The sequence below is a fragment of the Streptomyces sp. HSS9-12 genome (assembly GCF_054963655.1).
Window position 1 is genome coordinate 49,455 of sequence record NZ_JBUEGC010000030.1, and the last position, 22,137, is coordinate 71,591.

General features: G+C 70.6%; 23 protein-coding genes and 1 pseudogene. 20 read left to right on the forward strand and 4 right to left on the reverse strand.

The genetic code is table 11. The features are described 5' to 3' along the window. The first annotated feature begins 63 nt into the window (after positions 1-63). The 4 genes from ACY34J_RS17600 to ACY34J_RS17615 are packed head-to-tail and all read left to right on the forward strand — an operon-like array spanning position 64 to position 1,737. Complete coding sequence (locus ACY34J_RS17600) at positions 64-402, forward strand: gas vesicle protein (protein WP_462727492.1); 339 nt, start codon at positions 64-66, stop codon at positions 400-402. Continuing rightward, positions 399-1,226, forward strand: a complete 828-nt coding sequence (locus ACY34J_RS17605; RefSeq protein WP_462727447.1) for a GvpL/GvpF family gas vesicle protein — start codon at positions 399-401, stop codon at positions 1,224-1,226. Before ACY34J_RS17600 ends, ACY34J_RS17605 begins: the two co-directional genes overlap by 4 nt. Then, positions 1,223-1,453, forward strand: a complete 231-nt coding sequence (locus ACY34J_RS17610; RefSeq protein WP_462727446.1) for a gas vesicle protein — start codon at positions 1,223-1,225, stop codon at positions 1,451-1,453. The genes ACY34J_RS17605 and ACY34J_RS17610 overlap by 4 nt, the downstream gene beginning before the upstream one ends. Then, entirely contained in the window at positions 1,429-1,737 is a 309-nt protein-coding gene (locus tag ACY34J_RS17615) for a gas vesicle protein K (RefSeq protein ID WP_462727445.1), read from the forward strand. The genes ACY34J_RS17610 and ACY34J_RS17615 overlap by 25 nt, the downstream gene beginning before the upstream one ends. Positions 1,738-1,956: 219 nt before the next feature. Here the strand turns inward: ACY34J_RS17615 and ACY34J_RS17620 are convergent, their stop codons facing one another. Together ACY34J_RS17620 and ACY34J_RS17625 are read right to left on the reverse strand one after the other, a co-directional pair. Continuing rightward, on the reverse strand, positions 1,957-2,139 hold the full coding sequence (locus ACY34J_RS17620; RefSeq protein WP_462727444.1) for a hypothetical protein: 183 nt from the start codon (positions 2,137-2,139) through the stop codon (positions 1,957-1,959). 161 nt (positions 2,140-2,300) lie between these two features. Continuing rightward, a complete protein-coding gene (locus ACY34J_RS17625; RefSeq protein WP_030620150.1) occupies positions 2,301-2,504 on the reverse strand; it encodes a cold-shock protein in 204 nt (67 codons plus the stop codon). 268 nt (positions 2,505-2,772) lie between these two features. On the opposite strand from ACY34J_RS17625, the gene ACY34J_RS17630 reads away from it, so the two are divergent. The 5 genes from ACY34J_RS17630 to ACY34J_RS17650 all read left to right on the forward strand — a co-directional run bounded on the left by ACY34J_RS17630 (position 2,773) and on the right by ACY34J_RS17650 (position 8,298). Further along, entirely contained in the window at positions 2,773-3,753 is a 981-nt protein-coding gene (locus tag ACY34J_RS17630) for a menaquinone biosynthetic enzyme MqnA/MqnD family protein (RefSeq protein WP_462727443.1), read from the forward strand. A 42-nt stretch (positions 3,754-3,795) separates the two neighbouring features. Then, positions 3,796-5,616, forward strand: a complete 1,821-nt coding sequence (locus ACY34J_RS17635) for a serine/threonine-protein kinase (protein WP_462727442.1) — start codon at positions 3,796-3,798, stop codon at positions 5,614-5,616. Positions 5,617-5,693: 77 nt separating this feature from the next. Continuing rightward, positions 5,694-6,890, forward strand: coding sequence for a cyclic dehypoxanthinyl futalosine synthase (gene mqnC, locus ACY34J_RS17640; RefSeq protein WP_462727441.1), 1,197 nt, complete (start codon positions 5,694-5,696; stop codon positions 6,888-6,890). Positions 6,891-6,899: 9 nt separating this feature from the next. After that, a complete protein-coding gene (locus ACY34J_RS17645; RefSeq protein ID WP_462727440.1) occupies positions 6,900-7,553 on the forward strand; it encodes an amidohydrolase family protein in 654 nt (217 codons plus the stop codon). 52 nt (positions 7,554-7,605) lie between these two features. Further along, positions 7,606-8,298, forward strand: a complete 693-nt coding sequence (locus ACY34J_RS17650) for a demethylmenaquinone methyltransferase (protein WP_462727439.1) — start codon at positions 7,606-7,608, stop codon at positions 8,296-8,298. 24 nt (positions 8,299-8,322) lie between these two features. On the opposite strand, the gene ACY34J_RS17655 is transcribed toward ACY34J_RS17650, so the two are convergent. After that, entirely contained in the window at positions 8,323-8,778 is a 456-nt protein-coding gene (locus ACY34J_RS17655) for an Lrp/AsnC family transcriptional regulator (RefSeq protein WP_462727438.1), read from the reverse strand. A gap of 156 nt (positions 8,779-8,934) precedes the next feature. On the opposite strand from ACY34J_RS17655, the gene ACY34J_RS17660 reads away from it, so the two are divergent. The 4 genes and pseudogenes from ACY34J_RS17660 (at position 8,935) to ACY34J_RS17675 (ending at position 12,721) form a co-directional block, all read left to right on the forward strand. After that, the gene (locus ACY34J_RS17660) at positions 8,935-9,936 is read left to right on the forward strand and encodes an asparaginase (protein WP_462727437.1); all 1,002 of its coding nucleotides are present in this window, start codon (positions 8,935-8,937) and stop codon (positions 9,934-9,936) included. Between the two features lie 545 nt (positions 9,937-10,481). Further along, a complete protein-coding gene (locus ACY34J_RS17665) occupies positions 10,482-11,813 on the forward strand; it encodes a geranylgeranyl reductase family protein (protein ID WP_462727436.1) in 1,332 nt (443 codons plus the stop codon). Between the two features lie 151 nt (positions 11,814-11,964). Further along, positions 11,965-12,177, forward strand: coding sequence for a hypothetical protein (locus tag ACY34J_RS17670; RefSeq protein ID WP_462727435.1), 213 nt, complete (start codon positions 11,965-11,967; stop codon positions 12,175-12,177). 66 nt (positions 12,178-12,243) lie between these two features. Beyond that, positions 12,244-12,721: pseudogene (locus ACY34J_RS17675) on the forward strand (hypothetical protein). A 224-nt stretch (positions 12,722-12,945) separates the two neighbouring features. Here the strand turns inward: ACY34J_RS17675 and ACY34J_RS17680 are convergent. After that, positions 12,946-13,731, reverse strand: coding sequence for a C40 family peptidase (locus ACY34J_RS17680; protein ID WP_462727434.1), 786 nt, complete (start codon positions 13,729-13,731; stop codon positions 12,946-12,948). Between the two features lie 675 nt (positions 13,732-14,406). On the opposite strand from ACY34J_RS17680, the gene ACY34J_RS17685 reads away from it, so the two are divergent. From ACY34J_RS17685 to ACY34J_RS17715, 7 genes are read left to right on the forward strand one after another with little or no spacing between them, the layout of a single operon-like run. Further along, entirely contained in the window at positions 14,407-14,766 is a 360-nt protein-coding gene (locus ACY34J_RS17685; protein ID WP_462727433.1) for an NADH-quinone oxidoreductase subunit A, read from the forward strand. A 10-nt stretch (positions 14,767-14,776) separates the two neighbouring features. After that, a complete protein-coding gene (locus ACY34J_RS17690) occupies positions 14,777-15,331 on the forward strand; it encodes a NuoB/complex I 20 kDa subunit family protein (RefSeq protein WP_462727432.1) in 555 nt (184 codons plus the stop codon). Then, positions 15,328-16,062 (forward strand): NADH-quinone oxidoreductase subunit C, encoded by a 735-nt coding sequence (locus tag ACY34J_RS17695; RefSeq protein ID WP_462727431.1) that lies wholly within the window; start codon positions 15,328-15,330, stop codon positions 16,060-16,062. The genes ACY34J_RS17690 and ACY34J_RS17695 overlap by 4 nt, the downstream gene beginning before the upstream one ends. Continuing rightward, positions 16,062-17,384 carry an NADH-quinone oxidoreductase subunit D gene (locus ACY34J_RS17700; RefSeq protein WP_462727430.1) on the forward strand — a complete coding sequence of 441 codons (1,323 nt, stop codon included), beginning with the start codon at positions 16,062-16,064 and terminating at the stop codon, positions 17,382-17,384. Before ACY34J_RS17695 ends, ACY34J_RS17700 begins: the two co-directional genes overlap by 1 nt. After that, the gene (gene nuoE, locus ACY34J_RS17705) at positions 17,381-18,211 is read left to right on the forward strand and encodes an NADH-quinone oxidoreductase subunit NuoE (RefSeq protein ID WP_462727429.1); all 831 of its coding nucleotides are present in this window, start codon (positions 17,381-17,383) and stop codon (positions 18,209-18,211) included. The genes ACY34J_RS17700 and nuoE overlap by 4 nt, the downstream gene beginning before the upstream one ends. Continuing rightward, the gene (gene nuoF / locus ACY34J_RS17710; RefSeq protein ID WP_462727428.1) at positions 18,208-19,605 is read left to right on the forward strand and encodes an NADH-quinone oxidoreductase subunit NuoF; all 1,398 of its coding nucleotides are present in this window, start codon (positions 18,208-18,210) and stop codon (positions 19,603-19,605) included. Before nuoE ends, nuoF begins: the two co-directional genes overlap by 4 nt. Before the next feature lie 2 nt (positions 19,606-19,607). Further along, on the forward strand, positions 19,608-22,130 hold the full coding sequence (locus ACY34J_RS17715) for an NADH-quinone oxidoreductase subunit G (RefSeq protein ID WP_462727427.1): 2,523 nt from the start codon (positions 19,608-19,610) through the stop codon (positions 22,128-22,130). Positions 22,131-22,137 lie beyond the last annotated feature (7 nt).

Below are 22,137 nucleotides of genomic sequence, written 5' to 3' on the forward strand. Positions count from 1 at the left end.
ACGATCGTAGGGACTCAAGGCCCATGAAGGGAGCGAAGAAGCGCAGTGACGGATCTGAACACCATGGCGCTGCGGACGCCGCCGTCCGGACCGACCACGGCCAACCTGGCCGACATTCTTGAGCGGGTGCTCGACAAGGGCATCGTCATCGCGGGGGACATCAAGATCGACCTGCTCGACATCGAGCTGCTGACCATCCGTCTCCGGCTGTTCGTCGCTTCCGTCGACACCGCGAAGAAGGCCGGTATCGACTGGTGGGAGACCGATCCCGCGCTCTCCTCCCGGGCTGCCCACAACGCCCTGTTCGAGGAGAACCAGCGGCTGCGCGAGCGTCTGGAGGCGCTGGAGGGCGAGTCCGGCTCGCGGTTGCCGCCGGGCCGGAAAGAGAAGTCCCGCCGATGACCGCGACCGTGACCTCCCCCCGGCCCGAAGCCCCCATCGCCACCTACGTGTTCGCCGTCTGCCGCGGCACGCCGACGGCGATCGGGACAATCGAGGGCCATGACGGGGGCGCCCCCGTCCGTACGCTGGCCCTCGGCTCGCTGACGGCCGTCGTCCAGGACGTCCTCGCCGCCGAATTCTCCGAGGAGGCGCTGCGGGACCGGTTGTCCGACCGGGACGGACTCGAACGGTGCGCCCGGATCCATCACCAGGTCGTCACCGCAACGGCCGCCGCCGGCCCGACCGTCCCGCTGCCCTTCGCCACGCTTTATCGGGGAGACGAGCGGGCGCGCACGGCCCTGCGCGAGCACGAGCAGCGGTTCCGCACCGTCCTCGACCGCATCGCGGGCCGGGTCGAGTGGGGGGTGAAGGTGTATGCCGTACACGGGCCCGCGGCGTCCGTTCCGGGCACGCCATCCGCGCCCTCCGCGCAACGGACGGCCGCGGACCGGGTTTCCGGAGCCGGGTTGGCGTATCTGGAGCGGGTACGCAGCCGGCAGCAGGCCCGCGAGGCGCGGTACGACGCCGCACTCGGTGCGGCGGAGCGTGTGGACTGCGCTGTCCGGGAGGTCTCCGTGGCTTCCCGCCGGCTGCGCCCGCACGGGAAGGACCTGGTCGGAGACCGCCGCACCCAGGTGCTGAACGCCGCCTATCTGGTCGCCGAGGGCCGGGACCGCGAGCTGGCAGCCGCGCTGGCGCCGCTGCGGAGGGAGTCCGGCATCGAGATCGAGATCACCGGCCCGTGGGTTCCCTACTCGTTTGTGGACGGGGGTGCCGTCGGATGACCGCGGTCGAACGTGCCTGGGGGACTGTTCCGGCAGAGGCGTTGGGGCCGATCGGCGTACCGCTGGTGGACCTGCTGGACCGCGTACTGGCCACCGGTGTGGTCGTCAGCGGTGATGTGGTGATCGCCATCGCCGAGGTGCCGCTCGTCCGGATCTCTCTGCACGCCCTGCTGTCCTCGGTGAACGAGCGTGTGCCGGCGCCGTGGACCGACTCGGGCCCGCTGTGACCAGGGCGGCCGGGGCCCGGCTCGATGTGGACGCCGACACCGTGGGGCGCGATCTGGTCGCACTTGTGCTCACGGTGGTCGAACTCCTGCGGCAGCTGATGGAGCGCCAGGCGATCCGCCGGATCGACGAGGGCGGCCTCACCGATGACCAGGTGGAGCGGATCGGCACCACCCTGATGCTTCTGGACGAGCGGATGGCCGAACTCCGCGAGCAGCACGGCCTGCGGCCGGAGGACCTCAACCTGGACCTGGGTCCGCTGGGCACCCTGCTTCCGTGTGACTGACCTGCCCGGCGTCGGGGACGGCACCTTGGCACCAGGGCCGCCATTGTCGGCAGCTCGCCATTCTCCGTGATGGCGCCCGACGCCAACGAAGACGGACACGCCCGACCTCGCCGTCGCCAACACCGGCGGAGGCACCGCCTCGATCCTGATCAACACCACCTTCACCTGATCCCGCCGCGCCGCACCCACCGGTCCCGTACGGCCCGGTGGGTGCGGTCGTTATGCGACGGAGTGCGTCAGGGTTCCGGTATAGGTGCCCACGACGGCGGTTGTCGGTACCGAGACGATCAGGGTCGGGTTCCAGTTCCCGGAGGAGTTCTGGGAGAAGCCGCTGTAGGAGAAGGCCGTGCGGGGGGTGCCCAGGGTCTGCGCATCGCGGCCGTCGGCTGCCCGGGGGTCCACGTTCCGGGGCCCATCGGCACCTTGATCGTCACATTCGTCTTGGAGCCCCACGAGGCCGGGGCGCAAAGGGCAGGAGCCCTGCCCCCCGCCGAAGCGGGGAGCAGGGCTCCTTGGGTACTGCTGATCGACCGCGATCGGTCGAAACCCGAGTGATCCGAAGATCAGGCCGGGGTGACGTTCTCAGCCTGCGGGCCCTTCGGGCCCTGGGTGACGTCGAAGGTCACGGTCTGGTTCTCCTCCAGGGAGCGGAAGCCAGACGCGTTGATCGCGGAGTAGTGAACGAAGACATCGGGGCCGCCGCCGTCCTGGGCGATGAAGCCGAAGCCCTTCTCGGCGTTGAACCACTTGACGGTTCCGGTAGCCATAAAGCCCTCCTTGGGCCAAAGGGTCGCCCTGCTCCAGAACCTGCAAGAAGTCTGAAAACTACAAAAGCCTGCGGTCACATGCTCCGCAGGCTCTGTACTGCAAGGGAAACCAAACTGCAACTTGCGGGCGAGCCTAGCACGACCCCCGGGTCGGAGAAAGTGCGGAAGATCACCCATCGGTGTGGTGTCGGGGCGCTGCTCAGGGGGCAAGGAGGCCGCGCCCGACCCCGGCGCCGGGCTCCTTCGCGCCCGGGTCTAGTCTCGCGATGTGGACCACTGCGACCGAGCTGACCAAGCCGACAACGCCGACCGGGCTGACCAAGCGACCGGCAGCCCCGCCACCGACGACCACCGTCGTAGCCGCCCCCGCGTCGGCCACATCCAGTTCCTCAACTGCCTGCCCCTTTACTGGGGCCTCGCCCGTACGGGTGAGCTGCTGAACTTCGAGCTGGTCAAGGACACCCCCGAGAAGCTGAGCGAACAGCTCGTGCGCGGTGACCTCGACATCGGGCCGATTACGCTGGTCGAGTTCCTGCGCAATGCCGACGACCTCGTGGCCCTGCCGGACATCGCCGTCGGCTGCGACGGTCCCGTCATGTCCTGCGTGATCGTCTCCCAGCTCCCGCTGCGGGACCTCGATGGGGCCCGTGTCGCGCTCGGCTCCACTTCCCGCACGTCCGTACGGCTCGCACAGCTGCTGCTGGCCGAGCAGTACGGCATCACTCCCGACTACTACTCCTGCCCGCCCGATCTCGGGCTGATGATGCAGGAGGCGGACGCGGCCGTTCTCATCGGGGATGCCGCACTGCGCGCCTCACTGCACGACGCGCCCCGGCTCGGCCTGCAGGTCCACGATCTGGGACAGATGTGGAAGGACTGGACGGGTCTGCCGTTCGTCTTCGCCGTCTGGGCCACCCGGCGCGACTACCTCGCGGCCGAGCCGCGGATCGTGAGCAAGGTGCACGAGGCGTTCCTCTCCTCCCGTGATCTGTCGCTGGAGGAGGTGGGCAAGGTCGCCGAGCTGGCCGCCCGCTGGGAGGCCTTCGACGCCGAACTGCTGGAACGGTACTTCACCACGCTGGACTTCCGGCTCGGTGCCGAACAGCTCGCCGGTATCGCCGAGTTCGCCCGTCGTACGGGGCCGACGACCGGTTTCCCGGCGGATGTCCGCGTATCGCTCCTCCCCTCCGGAACGGGCGCTGCGACCGTCCGCCGGACAGTTGCACGACCTGTCATGACCAGGCCCTAAGCTGTTCGCTCGTCCGCATGAGCTGAGGGGGCAGGGCACGTCATGCAACCGCTGGAAGCGGAGGATCCACGCGTCATCGGCCCGTATCGGGTGCTGCGTCGGCTCGGTGCCGGCGGCATGGGCCGGGTCTATCTGGGGCGCAGCGCGGGCGGCCGGACGGTCGCGGTCAAGGTGGTCCATCCGCACTACGCGGGGGACGAGCAGTTCCGCGCCCGCTTCCGGCGCGAGGTCGAGGCCGCCCGGCGGGTCGGCGGGGACTGGACCGCTCCGGTTCTCGACGCCGACCCTGACGCGCAGGTTCCGTGGGTGGCCACCGGCTATGTCTCCGGCCCGGCCCTGACCGACGCGGTGTCCACCGTCGGCCTGCTGCCCGAGCACTCCGTACGGGCCTTGGGCGCGGGCCTGGCCGAGGCGTTGGCCGCCGTCCATGGGCTCTCGCTCGTCCACCGGGACGTCAAGCCCTCCAATGTGCTGCTGACGCTGGACGGGCCGCGCCTGATCGACTTCGGTGTCGCGCGGGCCACGGACAGCTCGGCCGCCCTCACCTCCACCGGCGTGTCCGTCGGCTCGCCCGGCTACATGTCGCCGGAGCAGATCCTGGGCAAGGGCGTCGGCGGGGCGTCGGACGTGTTCTCGCTCGGCGCGGTGCTGGCGTTCGCGGCGACCGGGAAGGGGCCCTTCCCCGGCGAGAGCTCGGCCTCGCTGCTGTACAAGGTCGTGCACGAGGAGCCCGAGCTGGACGGCCTGGAGGGCGAGTTGCGGGAGATCGTCGCCGCCTGCCTGGCCAAGGATCCGGCCGCCCGGCCGCTGCCCCAGGAGATAACCGGCCGGCTGGCGCCGGGGACGGGTGCCGCCGGACTGGTACGGGAGGGCTGGTTGCCCGGGCCGCTGGTCGAGCAGGTCAGCCGCCGTGCGGTGGAGCTGCTGGACCTGGAGGCGGAGGCGGAGCCCGGCGCGGCTGCCGCGCCGCCGCAGGGCTGGGGGCAGGCGCCGGGGTCCTCCGGGCTGGTCACGATGCTGCCCGCGGAGTTCTCTTCGTACAACACTCCGCCGCCCGGGTCCCCGCACACTCCGCCGCCCGGGTCCCCGCACACTCCGCCGCCCGGTGTCGCGCAGACTCCGCCGCCCGGTGTCGCGCAGACTCCGCCGCCCGGGACTCCCCACCCCCAGCCGCCCGGCCCTGGGCAGCCAGGCGCGCCCGCGGGGTATTACGGCCCGCCGCAACACCTCTCCTACGGGGCAGGTCAGCCCGCCCCGGGCGGCGGCTCGCCGTTCACCCCGGCCTGGGGTGATTCATCCCTTTCGGCGCCCGGCAGCGGGCCTTCCGTCTCCACCGCGTCCGGCCCCGGCCGTTCGCGCCGGCTGAGCTGCACGCTCGCGCTGTCGGTGGCGGGCGTATTGGCCGTCGGTACGACGTTGGGGTTGGTCTTCGGCCTGTTCCCCGGCACGGGGGGAGGCGGTGGCGATTCGCACGTCGCCTCGGCCGGGCCCAAGGACGCCGCCCCGCCCGCGGATGTACCGAAGGCCTTCCTGGGCACCTGGCAGGGCCAGCTGACCACGGAAAGCGGCGTGCGTGCCGGGCGGTTGACGATGAGCATCCAGCAGGGCCGGAAGGGTGAGAACGTCGCCGCCGGGAACGTCCACCTCTCGCCCCTGACCTGCCGCAGCCTGTGGCGGCTGGTCAAGGCCGGGCCGAAGTCGCTGATTCTCGACGCCCGTTCGAAGGAGACCGAAGGCCAGCCCGGCTGCAGCACCACCTCCGTCGAGGAGCGGGTGGACCTCCAGCCGGACGGTTCGCTGCGCTACTCGGCCAAGGACAAGAACGCCGGCAACCCGACCGGCACGCTGCGCAAGCTCCGCTGACGGCCCCCACCGGGGCCGTCGTACCCCTGGCGTAGGCTGGACCGGACCGTCAATGACCCTTGCCGAAGGGACGCCCGGTGAGCGAGAGCGCCGACCTTCAGTCCGTCCTCGACCGCGCTGCCGCGGGCGGCCGTATCACCCCGGAGGAGGCGCTCGACCTGTACCGGTCGGCGCCGCTGCACGCGCTCGGCGCGGCCGCCGACGCCGTGCGCCGCCGCCGCTACGCGGGCACCGAGCACATCGCGACATACATCATCGAGCGGAACATCAACTACACGAACGTCTGCGTGACGGCGTGCAAGTTCTGCGCCTTCTACGCGCCGCCGAAGAGCGACAAGGGCTGGACCCGCGACCTCGACGACATCCTGCGCCGCTGCGCGGAGACCGTGGAACTGGGCGGTACCCAGATCATGTTCCAGGGCGGCCACCACCCCGACTTCGGTGTCGAGTACTACGAGGAGCACTTCTCCGCGATCAAGAAGTCCTTCCCGCAGCTGGTGATCCACTCCCTCGGCGCGTCCGAGGTCGAGCACATGGCCCGGATCTCCGGCGTCTCCGTCGAGGAGGCGATCCGCCGTATCCACGCCGCCGGTCTGGACTCCTTCGCGGGCGCGGGCGCCGAGCTGCTCCCGGCCCGCCCGCGCAAGGCCATCGCGCCGCTCAAGGAGTCCGGCGAGCGCTGGCTGGAGATCATGGAGACGGCCCACCGGCTGGGCGTGGAGTCCACCTCCACGATGCTCATGGGCACCGGCGAGACCAACGCCGAGCGGATCGAGCACCTGCGGATGATCCGCGATGTGCAGGACCGTACGGGCGGCTTCCGCGCCTTCATCCCGTACACCTACCAGCCGGAGAACAACCACCTGAAGGGCCAGACGCAGACCACGCTCTTCGAGTACCTGCGCATGATCGCCATCGCCCGGCTGTTCTTCGACAACATCGCCCATATTCAGGGCTCCTGGCTCACCACGGGCAAGGATGTCGGCCAGCTGTCGCTGCACTACGGCGCGGACGACCTCGGCTCGGTGATGCTCGAGGAGAACGTGGTGTCCTCGGCGGGCGCCAAGCACCGCTCCAACCGGCTGGAGCTGCTGGCGCTGATCCGCGCCGCGGGCCGGGTCCCGGCGCAGCGCAGCACGACGTACGAGCACCTGGTGGTTCACGACGACCCGGTGAACGACCCGGTCGACGACCACGTCGTCTCGCATCTGTCCTCGACCGCGATTGAGGGAGGAACCGCGCACCCGGAGCTCAAGCTCATCGACGCGAGCTGACCTGTCTTCGTGGTCACGGTTCATACGGCTGCCGTCGTGCTGCCGGGGGTGGGCGAGCAGCCCGTACCGGACGGCGCGGTCGCGGTCGAGGGCGACCGGATCGCGGCCGTTGGTCCGTACGCGGAGGTTGCCGCGCGGTATCCGCAGGCGCGGGTGCGGCGGTGGCCGGGGCTGCTCACCCCTGGCCTGGTCCACCGCGGCGCCGCGTTCCTGCTGGAGGCCGCGTACCACCCCGATCCACGTGAAGCGGACACCCTTGGCGCGGAGCCGATCCAGGACCCGGGCGCGCTGGAGGCGATGGGCATGACCGAGGCGCGCTGGGGCGAGAGCGCGCGGCGTGGCCTGCAGAGGATGCTGCGGCACGGTGTGACGGCGGTGGCCGGTCCGTACGAGAGGCCCGCCGTCCGGACGGCCGTGGCGCGGGCGGGAGTGCTCGTCGTCCCTCCGGGGCAGGACGTTGCCGAGCGGGCGTCGCTGGATCCGCTGGCGGCCGACGCGCCGCAGGCCTGCTTCGCGGGGTCGCTGGGACCCGGGGCGCGCGCGGACTTCGCCGTGTTCGACGTCCCCACCGAGGGAGATCCCCTGGCCGCCCTGGCCGATCGTGGTGCGGGATCGTGCGTTGCCACGATCCTCGCCGGCCGCCTGCTCCACCGCCGCCGCTAGAGCAGGGACCGCCCGGTGCGGCCCCACGCGGGCGCCCTGCCAGAATGGGCCCGTGACCCGAGCCTCCCTGGACAAACAGCCGCACGAAGTCGCCGCGATGTTCGACGGCGTGGCGGCGAACTACGACCTCACGAACGACGTGCTGTCGCTGGGCCAGGCCCGGCTCTGGCGCAAGGCGGTCACCCAGGCCGTCGCCGCCCGCCCCGCCGAGCGGGTGCTCGACCTCGCCGCGGGCACGGCCACCTCCTCGCAGCCCTTCGCGGCCGCGGGCGCGTACGTCGTACCGTGCGACTTCTCGCTCGGCATGCTGCGCGAGGGCAAGAAGCGCCACCGGCATCTGCCCTTCACCGCCGGCGACGCGACGAAGCTGCCGTTCGCGGACGGGGTGTTCGACGCCGTCACGATCTCCTTCGGGCTGCGGAACGTGCACGACACGGACGCGGCGCTCGCCGAGATGCTGCGGGTCACCAAGCCCGGTGGCCGGGTCGTGATCTGCGAGTTCAGCCATCCCACCTGGGCGCCGTTCCGCACCGTCTACACCGAGTACCTGATGCGGGCGCTGCCGCCGATCGCCAACTCGGTCAGCAGCAACCCCGACGCGTACGTCTACCTCGCCGAGTCGATCCGCGCCTGGCCGGACCAGCCCGCCCTGGCGGCGCTGATGCAGAAGGCAGGCTGGTCGCGGGTGGCCTGGCGCAACCTGACCGGCGGCATCGTCGCGCTTCACCGCGCCGTACGTCCCTGAGGCTCCTGCCAGAACCTTCCGAGATCAGCGGCCGATCGGGAGCCCCCGCGGCTCCTTGATCCGCTTCATCACGATCTGCGAGTTCACCTCCGTCACCCCCGGCAGCGCCGTCAGCCGCTCGATCCACAGCCGCTCGTACGTCTCGATGTCCGCGACCACGATCCGCAGCAGGCAGCCGGGGCTGCCGAAGAGCCGGTACGCCTCCACGACGTCCGGCAGGTCCTGCAGGGCCTCCTCGAACGCCTCGACCGTCTCGCGGTCGCGTCGCACCTCCACCGACACCAGCACCTCGAACCCGCGCTCGACCGAAGCCGGGTCAATCACCGCCCGGTAGCCGCGGATGACGCCGTCCTCCTCCAGCTGCCGTACGCGCCGCAGACACGGCGACGGCGTGAGGCCCACCCGCTGGGCGAGCTCCTGGTTGGTCAGCCGGCCGTCCTGCTGGAGCTCGCGCAAGATATGGCGATCGATCTCGTCCATGCTTGCCATTATCTGCTGAAGTATCTTTCGTGCAGGCGAAAGTTCGCCATCAAATTTCGCGCATCAAGCCCTATCCTTGCCCGTCGGCCCTATGCGGTCAGGGGGCAGCTCACAGGCGCGATCACCAGGGGACACAAGGCACGAGGGGAGCGAGGCATGCGACGGGTCGTTGTGGTGACCACAGGCGGGACGATAGCCAGCCGCTGGCAGGGCAACGGATACGCCGCCGAGGCGGCCGGCCGCGATGTCCTCGCCGCGGCCGTCGTTCCGGACGGCGTGGAGACCGAGATCGTCGACCTCTTCACCGTCAACAGCCCCCGGCTGACCACCGCACACCAGATCGCCCTGCTGCGCGCTGTCCACAAGGTGCTTCAGGACCCGGCCGTGGACGGCGTCGTCGTCACCCATGGCACCGACACCCTGGAGGAGTCGGCGTTCCTGCTCGACCTGCACCACCACGACCGCCGCCCGGTGGTGTTCACCGGGGCGCAGCGCCCTCTGGAAGCCGTCGACGGCGACGCCTCCGGCAACCTCTACGACGCGCTGCTGACGGCCGCGTGCGTGCAGGATCTCGGCGCCCTCACCGTCTTCGCCGGCCGGGTGCACGCCGCCCGCGGCACAGTGAAGACCCAGACCGTGGCGGCAGATGCCTTCGCCGACCTGTCCGGCGCCCCGGTCGGCAAGGTCGGCTTCGGCCGGGTCGAGGTGCTGCGCCGGCCCGAGCGCAGCGAGCCCCTCGCCCTGCCGCCGGTCGATGCCGTACTGCCGCGCGTCGACATGGTCATGCACCACGTGGACGCCGACCCGCTGCTGTTCGAGGCGGCTGTACGCGCCGGGGCCCAGGGGGTGGTGCTGGTCGCCACCGGCGCGGGCAACGCCACCCCGCAGTTCACCGCCGCAGTGGAGGACGCGGTCTCCCGTGGCGTCCTCGTCGCGCTGACCACGCGTGTCCCGGCCGGCCCGGTCACTCCCATCTACACCGGCGGCGGTGCGGTGGACCTGATCGCGGCGGGGGCGGTGCCGACCGGCACGCTGAGAGCGGGGCAGGCCCGGATCGCCGTCCTGTCCGCGCTGCTGGCCTCGGGTGACCACACTGAGCGCGCCGACATCCTCCGCCGGATCGGAGACCCGCACCCGGCGACAGTGCCGGCGGTCTAGTGCCGCGTCAGCCAGGGTTTGCCCGGTAGCGAGGTGACCGACCTGGTGCGGTCAGCTGCAAGGCGCCGGATCGGCCTCGTAGTGGGCCTACTCGATCGATCGGGCAACGCCGCAGATGGCCGTGCCAGGGCGGCGAGCGGGGCAAACCCTGGCTGACGCGGCACTGGCCAGGCTCGCCCACCGCGACGACAGCGGTGCGTTGCGGGTGACCGATGGGGGCGACGGCCTCCGTGCGGTGTGGTTGAGGGCGGCTCAACCTCACCACACGTCCGCGAGGCGGCCGGGCCGGGCCCGCGCCGGCTCAGCACCCTCCCGCTGGCCGGCTACGCCATGGTCCGCGCCCTGTCACGACCCGGCTCGGGCCCAGTCGCGCGCATCGCGGCGGGCCAGGCGATACGGCGAGAGATCAGCAGGCGGCGGCCGGAGCGTTCCAGCCACGCGTAGTGCTCGCAGTGCTCGTACCCCATGCGCCTGCCCAAAGCGGTCGTTCTAGACTGCGCAGGTCCGGCCCCGCGTGCGCCGCAGAGGCAGGGGCGCCGAGCGGAATGCCGGAGCGCACCGTCTCCGCCGAGAGCACCAGGAGTGCCGACGTGACCGACACCGACCTCACCGAGCGCAGCGCCGATGTGATCGTCGTCGGGGCCGGGCCAGCCGGCTCCACGACCGCCTACCACCTGGCGAAGGCCGGACTCGACGTCCTCCTCCTGGAGAAGACCGCGTTCCCGCGCGAGAAGGTCTGCGGGGACGGGCTCACCCCGCGCGCCACCAAGCAGTTGGTCGCCATGGGCATCGACATCTCCGAAGAGGCCGGCTGGCTGCGCAACAAGGGCCTGCGGATCATCGGCGGCGGTGTCCGGCTCCAGCTCGACTGGCCGGAGCTCGCGTCGTACCCGGACTACGGACTGGTGCGCAAGCGTGACGACTTCGACGAGCAACTGGCGCGGCAGGCGCAGAAGGCGGGCGCGCGGCTGTACGAGCGCTGCAACGTGGGCGCCCCGGTCATCGACGACCGCACCGGCCGGATCACCGGCGTGCACGCCAAGCTCGGCGAGGAGAAGACTCCGGTCACCTTCCACGCCCCGCTGGTCGTCGCGGCCGACGGCAACTCCACCCGGCTGTCGCTCGCGATGGGCCTGCACCGGCGTGAGGACCGCCCGATGGGCGTGGCGGTCCGTACGTACTTCACCTCGCCGCGCCACGACGACGACTACCTCGAGTCGTGGCTGGAGCTGTGGGACCGGCGCGGGCCCCAGGAGCGGCTGCTGCCCGGCTATGGCTGGATCTTCGGCATGGGTGACGGCACGTCGAACGTCGGCCTCGGGGTCCTCAACACCTCCGACTCCTTCAAGGAGCTGGACTGGCGGGAGGTCCTCAAGGCGTGGTGCGCCTCGATGCCGGAGGACTGGGGCTACACGCCGGAGAACATGACTGGCCCGATCCGCGGGGCCGCGCTCCCGATGGCCTTCAACCGGCAGCCGCACTACACCAAGGGGCTGTTGCTGGTCGGCGACGCGGGCGGTCTGGTCAACCCGTTCAACGGGGAGGGCATCGCCTATGCGATGGAATCCGGTCAGATCGCCGCGGACGTGATCGTCCAGGCGCATGCCCGCGCGACCCCGGCCCAGCGAGAGCTGGCCCTGCGGAACTACCCGAAGATCCTCAAGGACACCTACGGCGGCTACTACACACTGGGGCGCGCCTTCGTGAAGCTGATCGGCAACCCGAAGGTCATGAAGGTGGCGACGCAGCGCGGCCTCACGCACCCGCTGCTGATGAAGTTCACCCTCAAGCTGCTGGCCAACCTGACGGACCCGTCGGGCGGCGACGCGATGGACCGCATCATCAACGGCCTGTCGAAGGTCGCGCCGAAGGCGTAGCGCCGGCCCGGCGCGTCAGCCGCCCTCGCGCTTCCGGTCACGACCGGGAGGCGAGGGCGTTCGTGGATTCTGCGCGGCGCAGTGGCCTCCCCTGCTCTCGCTCCGCGATGCCCGAGCAACGTGTGGCGCTCGCCTTGGTCTGCCTGAGTGGGTGCTGACCGGCGACACCGAGGCACTGGCCAGCGGCCATGCCAAGCAGCGCGCGCTCCTGGTTCTCGACCTCGCTGCGGCGCACCTCGCCGCTGGTCGCTTGGAAGCGGCCTTCGCCCTTGCTTCCCGCGCGGTGGACACCGGGCTCCAGTACCGCTCCGGGCGGATCGTGGACCGCGCCCGAGCCGTCCGCCGCTCCCTCACGACCACCTAGCCGCCCAAGGTGGTACGAGAATTCGATGAGCGCCTGCACGGCGTCTACCTGTAGGAGGACCGTTCGATGCGCCTGGGGATCACTGGCCACCGGGGGCTGGGCGACGAAGTCGAGCAGCAGGTCCGGCGGCTCCTTGAAGCCGCAGTGCAGGCTTATGCCGTGACGGAGCTGGTCGCGGTCTCGTGCATAGCCGACGGCCCGGACGCTTGGTTCGCTGAAGCGGTGCTGAGCTACGGAGGCCGGCTCGAGGTGGTCGTCCCCGCCCAGCAGTACCGTCAAGGCCTTCCTGCCTGGCACCACCCGGTATACGACGAACTCCTGTGCCGTGCGGCAAAGGTCCACCACACCGGCATGGTGGTATCGGACGAGGCGGCGCACATGGCGGGCAGCGAGGTCCTGGTGGGCTTGGTGGACGAACTGCTCGCCGTGTGGGACGGAAAGCCCGCTCGGGGCTACGGGGGCACGGCCGATGTCGTGTCGTACGCCGAGAACATGGGGGGTGCCGGTCCGCGTACTGTGGCCGCAGGGTGCAGTCCGCGATTAGCGGCCACGCCGCCTGGAAGCGGTGAGTCCGCCCCCCTGACTGATTACGAGGAGTCCCGCTTCGCCGAGCGGAGCCACCCGTACGAGGGGCGGACTCAGGAGCGCGAGCACCTCATGGGGTGAGGGAGAGCACCAGCTGCCGGCGGCCGTGTGTGGGCACCTGGGGCAAGTTCCGAAAGGCCGCAGCCCGTACGGGCCGCGGCCTTCGGATGAGCGCTGCGTCGCCTACAGGACGCGGACCGCGCCCGTCGGGGGGTCGTAGCTCAGGTCGCGCTCCACGACGCCGGTGCTCGAGTTCTGGGCACCGATGAACTTGCCGCCGCCGACGTACACGCCAACGTGGTACGCGTTGCTCGCGCTGCCCCAGTAGAGGATGTCCCCGGGCTGCAGGTTGCTCAGCGACACCTGGGTGCCGGACGTCGCCTGGGCCGACGAGACGCGCGGCAGGTCGACGCCGACCGTCCGGAACGCGGCCTGGGTCAGGCCCGAGCAGTCGTACGCGGAGGGACCGCTGGCACCCATCACGTACGCCTTCCCCACCTGCGCCCGCAGGAAGCCGAGGAGCGTCGAGACGCGGCTCGTCGAGGCGGAGGCGCTCGGCAGAGCGGTGCGCTCGCTGGAGCGGGCGGCCCGCGCGCGGGCCTCGCGGGCGGCCTTCGCCTTGCGTGCGGCCTCGGCCCGCCGCTCGGCTTCGAGCTTGGCCTTCTTCGCGGCCTTCTGCGCGGCCTCGGCGGCGCGGTCCTGGCGCTCGCGGAGCTCCAAGGCCTGCGCATAGTCGAGCGCGGCCTGCTGGGTGGCCGCCGAGGACTGGGCGGCGGCATGCGCCAGTGAGGCTCCCAGCGCGGGCATCTCCACGGTCTGCGTGACGGGTTCCGAGGCGTTCGCCGGGGCGGCGGCTCCGGTCACGCTCAGCGTGCTGAGGACGCCGCCGGCAACTCCGGTGCGAAGCGCCCAGCTGCGGGTGCTGGGCCGGGGTTTCCGGCGGCGACGTATGTGGGCGTTGGTGGACATGAGACCACGGCTATCAGGGGGTCGAGGTTGCCTTCAAGAAACGTGTGATGCGCCACAGTTGTCGCGTACGCGTCCGAAATCGGCAGTTGTCGATCTTGGATGTCCGCGTCCCGCGCGGATGGATGGGCTCCGGTCAGTGGCATGATCACGGATTTTCTTTGATTCGCCCGAATTGCTCGCTGCCTATCACCACCCACGCTGTGTGGCCAAGCAAAACAGTTCGCGCGGTCATGTGGACGTGGGATAGGTCACGGATTGAACCGCACGAAGCCGTGTGTGAACGGATGCACGTACTCGCGACGACCCTCAGGCCGCGGTTTCTGCGCCGAGCGGCACTATCAGGCGCCGCCGGCCATTGCGAATTTGCATCCGGGTACGTCGATTTGGTAGGCCGACACCCCTCTGACCAGCGGCTACGCAGTCGAATGTCACACCTGGTGATCAGTCGGGGGCTTCACGTGTGAAGATCACCGCTCATCCGACTTCATGATCGTTCGTCAGGTGGTGGAGATCACAAATGCGTTCCCCGCACCCGTGTCGCAGATCACAGACCGAGAGGCATAGGATGCAGGCGAATCGGGCTTGTGAACTGCCTCACATGTGCACGATCTTCGTGAGGCCGCGAGCGAGACCGGTGTGGTCCGCAGTCACCGTCGACTGGAAGGAGCGAGGAGCGTGAACGCCTATGCGCCCATCCTCGTGCTCGGCGCCCTCGGGGCAGGCTTCGCGATCTTCTCCGTGGTCATGGCCGCCCTCATCGGCCCCAAGCGTTACAACCGGGCCAAACTCGAGGCGTACGAGTGCGGCATCGAGCCAACTCCACATCCCGCCGGTGGCGGGCGCTTCCCGATCAAGTACTACCTGACGGCGATGCTCTTCATCGTCTTCGACATCGAGATCGTCTTCCTCTATCCCTGGGCCGTCACCTTCGACGCCCTCGGGATCTTCGGGCTCGTCGAGATGCTGCTCTTCGTGCTCACCGTCTTCGTCGCCTACGCCTACGTCTGGCGCCGCGGCGGACTGGAATGGGACTAGGGGGCACAGCATGGGAATCGAAGAGAAGCTGCCGAGCGGCTTTCTGCTGACGACGGTCGAGCAGGCCGCCGGGTGGGTGCGGAAGTCCTCCGTCTTCCCGGCCACCTTCGGGCTGGCCTGCTGCGCCATCGAGATGATGACCACCGGCGCCGGACGCTATGACCTGGCGCGCTTCGGCATGGAGGTCTTCCGCGGCTCCCCGCGGCAGGCGGATCTGATGATCGTCGCCGGGCGCGTCAGCCAGAAGATGGCCCCGGTGCTGCGGCAGGTCTACGACCAGATGCCGAACCCGAAGTGGGTCATCTCCATGGGCGTGTGTGCGTCCACCGGCGGCATGTTCAACAACTACGCGATCGTGCAGGGCGTCGACCACATCGTCCCCGTCGACATCTATCTGCCCGGCTGCCCGCCCCGCCCCGAGATGCTGATGGACGCGATCCTCAAGCTCCACCAGAAGATCCGCGAGGAGAAGCTCGGCGTGAACCGCGAGCAGGCGGCGCGCGAGGCGGAGGAAACGGCGCTCAAGGCACTGCCCACCATCGAGATGAAGGGGCTGCTCCGGTGAGCGACAACAACGGCGTCAACCCCGACAAGGATCTGAACGCCCAGAACCTGCCGGGCCGGCGCGGCGACCACGGCGAAGTGATCGACGTGCGCCGCGGCATGTTCGGCGCGAACAACGGCGGCGACACCTCCGGCTACGGAGGGCTCGTACGGTCCGTACGGCTGCCCGGCGCGGCCACCCGCCCGTACGGGGGCTGGTTCGACGAGGTCGCGGACGAGCTCGAAGGCGCGCTGGAGGAGCAGGGCCTCCTCCCCGAGAACGCCATCGAGAAGACGGTCGTGGACCGCGATGAGCTGACCTTCCACATCGCGCGCGAGCATCTGCCGCGCGTGGCGCAGACCCTGCGCGACGACCCGGCCCTGCGCTTCGAGCTCTGCACGGGGGTGAGCGGGGTGCACTACGAGGGCGACAAGGGCCGCGAGCTGCACGCCGTGTACCACCTGCGCTCGATCACCCACAACCGGCTCATCCGCCTCGAGGTGAGCGCGCCCGACAGCGACCCGCACATCCCCTCGATCGTCTCGGTCTACCCGACCAACGACTGGCACGAGCGCGAGACGTACGACTTCTTCGGCCTCATCTTCGACGGCCACCCCGCGCTGACGCGGATCATGATGCCGGACGACTGGCAGGGCTTCCCGCAGCGCAAGGACTACCCCCTCGGCGGCATCCCCGTCGAGTACAAGGGCGCCCAGATCCCGGCTCCGGACCAGCGGAGGTCGTACTCCTGATGTCCACCTCACACGCAACCCCCAGGGAAACGACCGAAGGCACCGTCTACACCGTCACCGGCGGCGACTGGGACGAGGTCGTCCAGGCGGCCGGCAAGGCCGACGACGAGCGGATCGTCGTCAACATGGGCCCGCAGCACCCGTCCACGCACGGCGTGCTCCGGCTGATCCTGGAGATCGACGGCGAGACGGTCACCGAGGCCCGCTGCGGCATCGGCTATCTGCACACCGGCATCGAGAAGAACCTCGAGTACCGGAACTGGACGCAGGGCACGACGTTCGTGACGCGCATGGACTACCTCACGCCGTTCTTCAACGAGACGGCGTACTGCCTGGCCGTGGAGAAGCTCCTCGGTATCGAGGACGACATCCCGGACCGGGCCACCGTGCTGCGCGTGCTGCTGATGGAGCTGAACCGTCTCTCCTCCCACCTGGTGGCGATCGCCACCGGCGGCATGGAGCTCGGCGCCACCACGATCATGATCTACGGGTTCCGGGACCGCGAGATGATCCTGGACATCTACGAGCTGATCACCGGCCTGCGGATGAACCACGCGTACATCCGGCCCGGCGGCCTCGCCCAGGACCTGCCCCCCGGCGCCGTGGACCAGATCCGCGAGTTCATCAAGAAGATGCGGAAGAACCTGCCGGAGTACGACAAGCTCGCCACCGGCAACCCGATCTTCAAGGGCCGCATGCAGGACGTCGGTTATCTGGACCTCGCCGGCTGTATGGCGCTCGGCGCCACCGGACCGATCCTGCGCGCCACCGGCCTGCCGCACGACCTGCGCAAGACCCAGCCCTACTGCGGCTACGAGACCTACGACTTCGAGGTGCCGACCGCCGACACCTGCGACTCCTACGGCCGCTTCCTGATCCGTCTGGAGGAGATGCGCCAGTCGCTGCGGATCGTCGAGCAGTGTCTGGACCGGCTGGAGCCCGGCCCGGTGATGGTGGCCGACAAGAAGATCGCCTGGCCCGCCCAACTGGCCCTCGGCCCCGACGGGCTCGGCAACTCCCTGGACCACATCAAGAACATCATGGGCACCTCCATGGAGGCCCTGATCCACCACTTCAAGCTGGTCACCGAGGGCTTCCGGGTCCCGCCCGGCCAGGTGTACGCGGCCGTGGAGTCCCCCAAGGGCGAGCTGGGCGTCCACGCGGTCAGCGACGGCGGCACGCGTCCGTACCGGGTCCACTTCCGCGACCCGTCCTTCACCAACCTGCAGACCATGGCGGCGATGTGCGAGGGCGGCATGGTCGCCGACGTCATCGTCGCGGTGGCGTCCATCGACCCTGTGATGGGAGGCGTCGACCGGTGACAGACGTCAGCCTGGGCATGCCGCAGCTGCCCGCCCCCGACTACCCGGCCCATGTACGGGCCCGGCTGGAAGCGGACGCACGCGAACTCATCGCCCGCTACCCCGACAGCCGCAGCGCGCTGCTGCCGCTGCTGCACCTGGTGCAGGCCGAGGAGGGGTACGTCTCGCGCACCGGCATCCGCTTCTGCGCCGAGATGCTCGACCTCACCACCGCCGAGGTCACCGCCGTGTCCACCTTCTACACGATGTACCGGCGCAAGCCCTCCGGCGAGTACCAGGTCGGTGTCTGCACCAACACCCTGTGCGCGGTCATGGGCGGCGACGCCATCTTCGAAGAGCTCCAGCAGCACCTGGGCGTCGGCAACGGCGAGACCACCGAGGACGGCAAGGTCACCCTCGAGCACATCGAGTGCAACGCGGCCTGCGACTTCGCCCCCGTGGTGATGGTCAACTGGGAGTTCTTTGACAACCAGACGCCCGAGTCCGCCAGGCAGCTCGTCGACGACCTGCGCGCGGGGCGGACCGTCCGGCCCACCCGCGGCGCGCCGCTGTGCTCGTACAAGGAGACCGCCCGCATCCTCGCCGGCTTCCCCGACACCCGCCCCGGCGCGGTCGAGGCCACCGGCGGTGCGGGCCCCGCCTCGCTCATCGGCCTGCGGCTGGCCAAGGGTGAGGGCGAACCCGGCCGTATCGTCTCGCCGCGCTCGGGCTCCTACCCGGCGGACGAGACACCCCCAGGGCACCAAAGCTCCCATGATTCCCCGATGAAGACATCGGCGTCCGACCCGGAGCACCCGGCCGGACCGGTGTCCGAGGAGGGTGAGTGATGACAGTGTCCATGGAAGAACACGGCGGCACCGCCCGTGCCGGAGGCAGTGGGGGAGAGATGAGCCCCGAGAAGCTGCTGTCGCCCGTGCTCTCCGCGTTCTGGGACGAGCCCGAGTCGTGGACCCTGCAGACCTATCTGCGCCACGACGGCTACGAGGGGCTGCGCAAGGCCCTGGCGATGCCGCCCGACGACGTGATCGCGTACGTCAAGGACTCCGGCCTGCGCGGCCGCGGCGGGGCGGGCTTCCCCACCGGAATGAAGTGGCAGTTCATCCCGCAGGGCGACGGCAAGCCGCACTACCTCGTGGTCAACGCCGACGAGTCCGAGCCCGGCACCTGCAAGGACATCCCGCTCCTGTTCGCCAACCCGCACTCCCTGATCGAGGGCATCGTGATCGCCTGCCATGCGATCCGCTCGAACCACGCCTTCATCTATCTGCGCGGTGAGGTGGTGCCTGTGCTGCGCCGGCTGCACCACGCGGTCGCCGAGGCGTACCAGGCGGGCTACCTCGGCAAGGACATCCTGGGCAGCGGGCTCGACCTCGAACTGACCGTGCACGCGGGCGCCGGCGCGTACATCTGCGGGGAGGAGACCGCCCTGCTGGACTCCCTGGAAGGCCGCCGCGGCCAGCCCCGGCTGCGACCCCCCTTCCCGGCCGTCGCCGGCCTGTACGCCTGCCCCACTGTCGTCAACAACGTCGAGTCCATCGCCTCGGTTCCCGCGATCCTGCACAAGGGCAAGGACTGGTTCCGGTCGATGGGCAGCGAGAAGTCCCCGGGCTTCACGCTCTACTCGCTCTCCGGCCATGTCGCGGCCCCCGGGCAGTACGAGGCCCCGCTCGGTATCACCCTGCGTCAGCTGCTCGACATGAGCGGCGGGATGCGCCCCGGGCACCGGCTGAAGTTCTGGACGCCAGGCGGCTCCTCCACCCCGCTGCTCACCGACGAGCACCTCGACGTCCCGCTGGACTACGAGGGAGTGGGCGCGGCCGGTTCGATGCTCGGCACCAAGGCGCTGCAGTGCTTCGACGAGACCACCTGCGTCGTGCGCGCCGTGACCCGCTGGACCGAGTTCTACGCCCACGAGTCCTGCGGCAAGTGCACCCCCTGCCGCGAGGGCACGTACTGGCTGGTCCAGCTGCTGCGCGACATCGAGGCGGGCAAGGGGCAGATGTCGGACCTCGACAAGCTCGCCGACATCGCCGACAACATCAACGGCAAGTCCTTCTGCGCGCTGGGCGACGGCGCCGCCAGCCCGATCTTCTCCTCGCTCACGTACTTCCGCGAGGAGTACGAGCAGCACATCACCGGACGGGGCTGCCCCTTCGACCCGGCGAAGTCCACCGTCTGGGCCGACCACCACAAGACCGCCACCAAGGGGGTGCTCGCATAACCATGACTGTCACCACGAACGCTCCCACCGGAGGCGGAGCGGCCGTACCGCCCGAGGATCTGGTGTCCGTCACCATCGACGGCATCGAGATCAGCGTGCCCAAGGGGACGCTGGTGATCCGGGCCGCCGAGCTGCTCGGCATCGAGATCCCGCGCTTCTGCGACCACCCGCTGCTGGACCCGGTCGGCGCCTGCCGCCAGTGCATCGTCGAGGTCGAGGGCCAGCGCAAGCCCATGGCGTCCTGCACGATCACCTGTACGGACGGGATGGTGGTGAAGACTCAACTCACCTCGCCGGTCGCCGAAAAGGCCCAGCGCGGTGTGATGGAGCTGCTGCTGATCAACCACCCGCTCGACTGCCCGGTCTGCGACAAGGGCGGCGAGTGCCCGCTGCAGAACCAGGCCATGAGCGCCGGGCAGGCCGACTCCCGCTTCGAAGGAAAGAAGCGGACGTACGCCAAGCCCGTCCCGATCTCCACCCAGGTGCTGCTGGACCGCGAGCGCTGCGTGCTGTGCGCGCGCTGCACCCGCTTCTCCAACCAGATCGCGGGCGACCCCATGATCGAGCTGCTCGAGCGGGGCGCGCTGGAGCAGGTCGGCACCGGCGAGGGCGACCCGTTCGAGTCGTACTTCTCCGGCAACACCATCCAGATCTGCCCCGTGGGCGCGCTCACCTCTGCCGCGTACCGGTTCCGCGCCCGCCCGTTCGACCTGGTGTCCTCGCCGAGCGTCTGCGAGCACTGCGCGGGCGGCTGCGCGACCCGTACGGACCACCGGCGCGGCAAGGTGATGCGGCGCCTGGCGGCCGATGACCCCGAGGTCAACGAGGAGTGGATCTGCGACAAGGGCCGCTTCGGCTTCCGCTACGCCCAGTTGCCGGACCGGCTCACCAGCCCGCTGGTACGCAGCGCGGAGTCCGGTGAGCTGGAGCCGGCGAGCTGGCCCGAGGCGCTTGAGGCCGCGGCCAGGGGGCTGGCGACGGCGAAGGGCCGTACCGGCGTACTGACCGGCGGGCGGCTGACGGTCGAGGACGCGTACGCGTACGCCAAGTTCGCCCGGGTCGCCCTGGAGACCAACGACATCGACTTCCGCGCCCGCGTGCACAGCGCCGAGGAGGCCGACTTCCTCGCCGCCCACATCGCCGGCCGGGGCCGGGATCTGGATGGCAGTGGGGTTACCTACAGCGCGCTGGAGAAGGCGCCGGCGGTGCTGCTGGTCGGCTTCGAGTCCGAGGAGGAGTCGCCCGGCGTCTTCCTCCGCCTGCGCAAGGCCCACCGCAAGCACGGCCAGCGCACCTTCGCCATCGCCACGCACGCCACCCGCGGACTGACCAAGGCCGGCGGCACGCTGCTGCCCGCCGCGCCCGGCACCGAGCCCGAGTGGCTGAACGCGCTGGCGAGCAACACCGGCCTGGACGGCGACGGTCTGGCGGCCGCGGAGGCCCTGCGTACCGAGGGCGCCGTGATCATCGTCGGAGAGCGGCTGGCCGCCGTCCCCGGCGGGCTGACCTCCGCCGCACGGGCCGCCACCGCCACCGGCGCGCAGCTGGTGTGGATTCCGCGCCGGGCGGGCGAGCGCGGCGCCATCGAGGCGGGCGCCCTGCCCGGGCTGCTGCCCGGCGGCCGTCCCGCCACCGACCCGCGCGCCGGCGAGCAGGTCGCCGCCGCCTGGGGCGTGTCCGTACTGCCGCTCCGGCACGGCCGCGACACCGGCCAGATCATCGAGGCCGCCGCCACCGGGGAGCTCAGCGCGCTGCTTGTCGCCGGGGTCGAGGTCGCGGACCTGCCCGACCCGGCGCGGGCGGCCGAGGCCCTGGACGCGGTGGGCTTCCTGGTGAGCCTGGAGCAGCGGCCGAGCGAGGTGACCGCGCGGGCGGATGTCGTCCTGCCGGTCGCCGCGGTCGCCGAGAAGGCGGGCACCTTCCTCAACTGGGAAGGCCGCGCCCGGCCGTTCGAGGCCGCGCTCAAGCCCGACCAGATGAGCCGGCGCAGTGTGCCGGCGGACGGCCGGGTGCTCACCATGCTGGCCGACGCGCTCGGTGTGGACCTGGGCCTGCCGGACGTACGAACGACCCGCCGCGAGATCGAGCGGCTGGGCATCTGGGGCGGCCCGTATGCCGCCGACCCCGCCGAGTCGTCGCAGCCGCTGCCCCGCCCGGGCGCGGGCGAGGCCATCCTCGCGGGCCACCGGCTGCTGCTCGACCAGGGCCGGCTGCAGGAGGGCGACGAGGCCCTGGCCGGTACGCGCCACGCGCCCGTCGCCCGGCTCTCCGCCGCCACGGCCGAGGAGGCCGGGCTCGCCGACGGGGCGCTGGTGCAGGTCACCGGCCCGGCCGGGTCCGTCCAACTCCCGCTGCAGATCACCGCGATGCCCGACCGGGTGGTGTGGCTGCCCCTGAACTCCGTCGGGGGCGGGGTCACGGCCGATACCGGTGCGCACCCCGGTGAGCTGGTCCGGCTCGGGGCCGACAGCGGCGCCGGAGATGACGCGGACGCCGACACCAAGGGACCGGAGGTGCGATCGTGAGCGCATT

Coding starts and splice junctions, on each gene's coding strand:
- ACY34J_RS17605 (WP_462727447.1), top strand. CDS start 399: ATGACCGCGACCGTGACCTCCCCCCGGCCCGAAGCCCCCATCGCCACC.
- ACY34J_RS17610 (WP_462727446.1), top strand. CDS start 1,223: ATGACCGCGGTCGAACGTGCCTGGGGGACTGTTCCGGCAGAGGCGTTG.
- ACY34J_RS17690 (WP_462727432.1), top strand. CDS start 14,777: ATGGGAATCGAAGAGAAGCTGCCGAGCGGCTTTCTGCTGACGACGGTC.
- ACY34J_RS17700 (WP_462727430.1), top strand. CDS start 16,062: ATGTCCACCTCACACGCAACCCCCAGGGAAACGACCGAAGGCACCGTC.
- ACY34J_RS17680 (WP_462727434.1), bottom strand. CDS start 13,731: ATGTCCACCAACGCCCACATACGTCGCCGCCGGAAACCCCGGCCCAGC.
- ACY34J_RS17635 (WP_462727442.1), top strand. CDS start 3,796: ATGCAACCGCTGGAAGCGGAGGATCCACGCGTCATCGGCCCGTATCGG.
- ACY34J_RS17715 (WP_462727427.1), top strand. CDS start 19,608: ATGACTGTCACCACGAACGCTCCCACCGGAGGCGGAGCGGCCGTACCG.
- ACY34J_RS17600 (WP_462727492.1), top strand. CDS start 64: ATGGCGCTGCGGACGCCGCCGTCCGGACCGACCACGGCCAACCTGGCC.
- ACY34J_RS17655 (WP_462727438.1), bottom strand. CDS start 8,778: ATGGACGAGATCGATCGCCATATCTTGCGCGAGCTCCAGCAGGACGGC.
- ACY34J_RS17665 (WP_462727436.1), top strand. CDS start 10,482: ATGCCGGAGCGCACCGTCTCCGCCGAGAGCACCAGGAGTGCCGACGTG.
- ACY34J_RS17660 (WP_462727437.1), top strand. CDS start 8,935: ATGCGACGGGTCGTTGTGGTGACCACAGGCGGGACGATAGCCAGCCGC.
- ACY34J_RS17625 (WP_030620150.1), bottom strand. CDS start 2,504: ATGGCTACCGGAACCGTCAAGTGGTTCAACGCCGAGAAGGGCTTCGGC.